This window comes from Arhodomonas sp. KWT, from assembly GCF_010993615.1.
The window spans coordinates 1-6,309 of sequence record NZ_WNXE01000148.1; the positions used below are offsets into that span (position 1 = coordinate 1).

Annotated in this window: 6 protein-coding genes; 5 read left to right on the forward strand and 1 reads right to left on the reverse strand. The window is 66.1% G+C overall.

Translation table 11 applies throughout. The features are described from left to right. A partial coding sequence (locus tag G7A99_RS15285) for a UbiD family decarboxylase (protein WP_163141663.1) occupies nt 1–941 on the reverse strand: 941 nt, incomplete at its 3' end. Between the two features lie 558 nt (nt 942–1,499). Between G7A99_RS15285 and G7A99_RS15290 the strand changes: the two genes are divergently transcribed. From G7A99_RS15290 to G7A99_RS15310, 5 genes are read left to right on the forward strand one after another with little or no spacing between them, the layout of a single operon-like run. Continuing rightward, nucleotides 1,500–2,360: a branched-chain amino acid ABC transporter permease gene (locus G7A99_RS15290; RefSeq protein ID WP_018719793.1), complete on the forward strand. Its 861-nt coding sequence runs from the start codon at nt 1,500–1,502 to the stop codon at nt 2,358–2,360. Next, nucleotides 2,357–3,394: a branched-chain amino acid ABC transporter permease gene (locus G7A99_RS15295; protein WP_163141666.1), complete on the forward strand. Its 1,038-nt coding sequence runs from the start codon at nt 2,357–2,359 to the stop codon at nt 3,392–3,394. Before G7A99_RS15290 ends, G7A99_RS15295 begins: the two co-directional genes overlap by 4 nt. A gap of 26 nt (nt 3,395–3,420) precedes the next feature. Beyond that, entirely contained in the window at nt 3,421–4,701 is a 1,281-nt protein-coding gene (locus G7A99_RS15300) for an ABC transporter substrate-binding protein (RefSeq protein ID WP_163141669.1), read from the forward strand. After that, nucleotides 4,688–5,446, forward strand: a complete 759-nt coding sequence (locus G7A99_RS15305; RefSeq protein ID WP_163141671.1) for an ABC transporter ATP-binding protein — start codon at nt 4,688–4,690, stop codon at nt 5,444–5,446. Before G7A99_RS15300 ends, G7A99_RS15305 begins: the two co-directional genes overlap by 14 nt. Further along, nucleotides 5,427–6,143, forward strand: a complete 717-nt coding sequence (locus tag G7A99_RS15310) for an ABC transporter ATP-binding protein (RefSeq protein ID WP_156831305.1) — start codon at nt 5,427–5,429, stop codon at nt 6,141–6,143. Before G7A99_RS15305 ends, G7A99_RS15310 begins: the two co-directional genes overlap by 20 nt. The last annotated feature ends 166 nt before the right edge of the window (nt 6,144–6,309 follow it).

The window sequence follows — 6,309 nt, forward strand, 5'->3', positions numbered from 1 at the left end:
TAGACGGGGTCGCGCCGGTGGGTGATGCGCTCGACGGTGAATACCGGGAAGTGCTCGACCTCGTTGTAGTAGCCGGTGTGGTCGCCGAACGGGCCTTCGGGCGCGACGTCGTCCGGGTAGATGTGGCCCTCGAGGAGGATCTCGGCGCTCGCCGGTACCTGCAGATCCGAGCCCAGGCAGCCCACGAGCTCCGTGCGCCGGCCGCGGAGTAGCCCGGCGAAGGCATACTCCGAGAGGGTGTCGGGGACCGGTGTCACCGCCGCGAGGATGGTCGCCGGGTCGGCGCCGAGGGCCACCGCCACCGGGAAGGGCTCCCCGGGGTGGGCCTGCTGCCAGTCGCGGAAGTCCAGCGCGCCGCCACGGTGGGCGAGCCAGCGCATGATCACCCGGTTGCGCCCGATGACCTGCTGGCGGTAGATCCCGAGGTTCTGCCGGCTCTTCTCCGGCCCCCGGGTGGTGACCAGCGCCCAGGTGATCAGCGGGCCGGCATCGCCGGGCCAGCAGGTCTGCACCGGGATGTGCGAGAGGTCCACGTCGTCGCCCTCGATCACCACCTCCTGGCAGGTTGCGCGGCGGACCTTTTTCGGCGCCATGTCCAGCACCTTCTTGTACACCGGCAGGCTCCGCCAGGCGTCGCGCATGCCCTTGGGCGGATCAGGCTCCTTGAGGAAGGCGAGGAGCCGGCCGATCTCGCGCAGCGCCTCGGTGTCGTCCGCGCCCATGCCGAGGGCCACGCGACGGGGCGTTCCGAAGAGGTTGGCGAGCACCGGCATGTCGTGGCCGACCGGGTTCTCGAACAGCAGGGCGGGGCCGCCGCGGCGCAGCGTGCGGTCACAGACCTCGGTCATCTCCAGCACCGGGTCCACCGGATGGCTGATGCGCTTGAGCTCGCCGGCCGCCTCCAGCTTCTCGATGAACTCCCGAAGGTCGTGATACTGCAACGTCGTCGTCCCCTGCCGTGCGCGAGAGTCACGATACTGCCTGCTCGCGCTATTGCCTGTCACCGTTGCGTGGCCGTATCCGGGTGGGATCGCATGCATGCAGCGCGGAGGTGTTGCAGACACGCCGGGGCGTCGACCAACGGGAGCGTTGGGGGCAGCTTGTTCCCGCGGCGAGCTGCCCGTCGGCAGCCGATGACTCGGGACAGAGCTGTGCCGGCTATGGCTGCGGACGGTTGCCTCGCCAGGCCGCTTTCCCTTTCAGTGCCCCGCTGCCACCCAATTATCCCAACCAATCATGGTATTGCCTATCACGTGCCGGCAGGAAATCCCCGAGGCCGCGTACCGACAGCGGATGTGACGGGCACTGTCGGGCAGCATTTATGCCGCAATTGGCGACAACTTTCAGGTTGACAGATCGACCTGACCAACCTACGGTCTGGTTAAACCAATTAATAAATAATGGTTCAAATGGTCTAGGGCAGGCGCTTCGCTGTTCCGTGTCCCTCGGTTTGGCACGCGCAGCGGAGCCGGCCCATTCCAGCGGAAAGGGGAGTTTTCGTGAAGCTGTTCCTCATTCAAACCCTCAATGGCCTGACGCTGGGTGCGCTGTACTTCATCGTGGCGAGCGGGTTCACGCTGATCTTCGGTGTCATGCGCGTGGTCAACCTGGCGCATGGCTCGCTGTATCTGCTCGGTGGCTACGTCGGCTACAGTGTGGCCGCTGCCACCGGTAGCTGGTATGCCGCCGTGGTCGGAGGCGCCTTAGGCATGGCGCTGGTGGGGGTGCTGATGCAGGTGGGCCTGTTCGGCTGGATGCAGGGCCAGGACCTGCGCCAGACCCTCGCTTCCATCGGCCTGTCCATCGTCATGGCAGACCAGATGCTGGCCTACTACGGCGGCGGCACCTACCAGTTCCAGCCCCCCGACTATCTCTACGGATTCACGCCGCTGCCCTTCGTCCACGGGTACTCGACCTACCGCCTGTGTCTGCTCGGCTTCTCGGTGTTCGTGGGTCTGGTGCTCTGGTTCGTGCTGAACCGCACCCGCCTGGGCATGATGATCCGTGCCGGCGTGGACGATCGGGACATGCTGGATGCGCTCGGCATCAATGTGCCGCGGTTGTTCGTGTGCGTGTTTGCGATCGGTGCCGGTCTTGCCGGGCTCGCCGGCGTGATCGGCGGCAGTGCGCTTTCGCTGGCGCCGGGAGAGGACGTGCGCTATCTGCTGTCGTCGCTCGTGGTCGTGATCGTGGGCGGTATGGGCAGCATCGGCGGGACAGCGATCGGTGCCGTGCTGATCGGCCTGGCAGAGCAGTACGGACTGGCGTACGCGCCCACCTACGGGGTCGTATTCACCTTCGTGATCATGGTCGTGGTGCTGGCCGTGCGCCCGCAGGGCCTACTGGGGCGTGCGGCATGAGTGCGGGTGCCGGAAGAACCGTCGCATGGCTGGCGCTTGCCGTCGTCGCTGTGCTCTATCCGCTCGTCGTGCCGGGATTCTGGGCCTACCAGATCGGCGCTCAGTCCCTGCTGTTCGGGATGATCGCACTGAGCCTGAATCTGCTTGCCGGATACGGCGGTATGGTCTCGCTTGCGCAGATGGCCATTGCCGGGGCCGCCGGATACGCGACGGCCTACTTCGGGGTCAACAGCACCGACCTCGGTATCGTGCTGCCCTGGCCCCTGACGGTGGTGACCGCCATCTGCCTCGGGACGCTGTTCGGGGCGGTCGTGGGGGCGATCTCCGTGCGCACGCGGGGGATATACTGCCTGATGATCACGCTGGCCATCGCCGTCGGGTTCTCGCTTTTCGCGCGGCAGAACTACAGCGTGTTCAACGGATTCAACGGCTTCGCCGGGGTGCGTGCACCGACGGTGGCCGGCATCGACTTCAACGAGTCCGTTCCGTTCTACTACCTCACGCTCGCCGTGGCCGCCCTGGCGCTCGGGTGGCTCTACCACGTTGTACGAACCCCATTCGGCATCGCGCTCCAGGGTATCCGCGACAATCCGCGCCGCATGCGCACTCTCGGTTTCGATGTCATCCGGCTTCGTATCGCGGCCTTTGCGCTCTCGGGGCTGATCGCCGCCACCGGGGGTGTGCTCTTCGTCTGGTACAACGGCCGCATCTCGCCCGGCGCCATCGACGTCCAGCCGACCATCGACATCCTCATCATCAGCGTGGTCGGGGGGATGGCCTCGCCTCTCGGTGCCTTCGTCGGTGCGGTCGCGTTCGTGCTGCTCCAGAATTTCGCCATCGACCTGATCAGCCCGGATCGATTCAACACATTGATTGGGCTTGCTTTTCTTGTGGTCGTCCTGTTCTCGCCGGAGGGCCTTACGGGTATCGCACAGCGGCTGTTGAGGGGGGTGCGTGGCGCTGCGAGGGCGGAGCGCCCGCCGGGTGATCACGAGACGTCCACCGAGGAGGCAGCGGCCCGCCGTATTTCCTGATTCTTGTCTAGCAGGAGGAGAGACCCATGACGATAAAAACCATCCTCAATCGACTGGCGCTGGCGATAGGCATCGCCGGATTCGCCGTGTCCGCAGGCGCCAGCGCCGCCGGCAAGGCACCCATCCGCATTGGCGGTCTTGCCACCCTGGAGGGGGCGTTCGCCGTCGACGGCAAGGATGCGATGCGGGGTATCGAGATGGCCATAGAGGAGTTCGGGGGCGAGATCGACGGCCATCCGATCAAGCTGGTGAAGGCCTCGTCCGATGCCTCGCCCAACTCCGCGGTGGACGCCGCGCGTAAGCTCATCGAGCAGGAGGACGTGGATATCCTGGTCGGCCCCCTCTCGGGCAGCGAGGGGCTGGCGGTGAAGGATTATGCCAAAAAGCATCCGGGCAAGACCTTCCTGAACGGTTCCTCCGCGGCCCAGGACACCACTCTTCGTGACCCGGCACGCAACTTCTACCGTTTCTCCACCGACGGGGCGCAGTGGATGGCCGGTCTTGGCGACTATGTCTACAAGCAGAAGGGCTACCGCAAGGTGGCGGTGGTTTCGGAGGACTACTCCTTCCCGTACACGCAGGTGTTCGGCTTCGCCTACGAGTTCTGCCGCAACGGTGGCGAGATCAGCCACAAGTACTGGGTCCCCATAGGCAACAAGGACTACAGCGCCGTGATTACCCGGCTGCCGGAGGATATCGACGCCATCTACGTCATGCTCGGTGGCTCCGACGCGGTGAACTTCCTCACCCAGTACCGCCAGTACGGCGGCAGCAAGCCCATGATCGGCAGTTCCGTGACCGTGGATCAGACCGTGCTGAGCTCGAAGGGGCCGTTCAAGCAGTACGTGCTTGGTACCGCGTCGGCGGGGCCGATCGCCGATTCCTGGGACAACCCGGAGTGGGCATCCTTCGTGAAGCGCTACCAGAAGGCGTACCCGGACGGCTTCCCGTCCCCCTCGCTGTTCGCGGAGACCTACTACGTGAACGCCAAGGCGGCGCTGCTCGCGCTCAGGCAGGTCGGCGGTGACCTCTCTGACGGCCAGAAGCAGCTGCAGAAGACACTGGACAGTCTCAGCTTTCAGACCCCGACCGGTCACGTCGCCCTCGACGAGAACCGCGAGGGGATCAGCAACAACTTCGTGACGGTGGTCGCCAAGAAGCCGAACGGCGATCTCTACAACAAGGTCGTGGCGGTCAAGAAGGACGTCGATCAGACGCTTGGCATGAAGCGAGATGCCTTCCTCGAGTTGGGCAAGGTGGGTCGCAACTCGCCCACCTGTGAAGATCTGCGCAATGTCGGCAAGTGACGTCAACGCGCTGGAACTCGTCGACGTGGGGCGCCGTTTCGGCGCCCTCGCGGCCGTCTCCAACGTCGATCTAACCGTCGCCGCGGGGGAACGCCGGGCGCTGCTGGGCGCCAACGGGGCGGGGAAATCGACACTGTTCAACCTGATCGCCGGGGACTTCCCGGCCAGCGACGGCAGCATTTCCCTGCTCGGGCGAGACCTGAGCGGCGTGCCCGCCCGGGAGCGCACGCGCATGGGGCTGCGCCGCACTTACCAGAACTCCAGCCTGTTCGAGCAACTGACCGTCGCGGACAACCTCTTTATCGCACTGCGCGGCGTTCGTCCCGGGCGTTTCAGCCTGCGTCGGCCGCGTCGCGGGGGCGACGAGCTACAGCGGGTGGCGGCGCTGGCGGATCGGGTCGGTATGGGGCGGTGGCTGGACCATCGGGTGGCGGATCTCTCCCATGGGCAGCAACGTCAGCTCGAGCTCGGGATGGCGCTGGTCGGGGAACCCCGGGTGCTGCTGCTCGACGAGCCGGCGGCCGGACTGTCCCCGGCGGAGCGCACGCATCTGCTGGGGCTGATACTGGGGCTGCCTTCGTCCCTGACGGTGGTGCTCATCGAGCATGATCTGGACATCGCGCTGCGGACCGCGGACCGCGTGACGGTCATGCACAACGGGCGGCTGCTCGTGGAAGGCACACCCGGGGAGATTCGCGCGAATCAACAGGTGAGGGATATCTACCTTGGTAGCCAAGGCAACTGATGTGCGCCTGGAGGTCGACGGCCTCCAGGTCCACCGGGGAACCAGTCATGTCCTGCAAAGTATCAGCCTCGGGGTCGGCGGCGAACCCGTCGCCATCGTCGGCCGCAACGGCATGGGCAAGACCACGTTGTGTCAGGCGATCATGGGGCTCGTGCCTGCGACCGGAGGCGGGATCCGCTTCGCCGGCCGTTCGATCGACGGCCGCAAGCCGCACGCGGTGGCCCGCTCGGGACTCGGCTACGTGCCGCAGGGGCGGCGGATCTTCCCGTCGCTGACGGTGGACGAGCACCTGCGGCTTGTCAGCCGCAGGGGCCGTGTGCGCTGGTCGGTCGACGGTGTCTACGAGCTCTTCCCGCGACTGGCCGAACGCCGGGATCATGGCGGATCGGCGCTCTCGGGCGGTGAGCAGCAGATGCTCGCCATCGCAAGGGCGCTGCTGACCAACCCGAGGCTGGTGATCATGGACGAGCCGACGGAGGGGCTGGCGCCGGCCATCGTAGAGCAGCTCGTCGGCGTCCTGAGGCAGCTCGCACGGGAGGGGACCGGATTGCTGCTCATCGAGCAGAACTTCGGTGTGGCGACGGCGGTGGCCGAGCGCGTCATGGTCATGTTGAACGGCCAGATCGTCCATGAGGCCCCCGCCAGCGAAATACGCGAGGACGACGAGGTCAAGGCACGTTATCTCGGCGTGGGGTGAGTCCGCCTGCGTCGGCGCTGGCGCCGGTGTGTCCGGATCATGCCTCTCGACACACCCCGGGCCCGTGAGCGTCCGTCGCCACCCGCGATTCGATGAACTCCCGAAGGTCGTGATACTGCAACGTCGTCGTCCCCTGCCGTGCGCGAGAGTCACGATACTGCCTGCT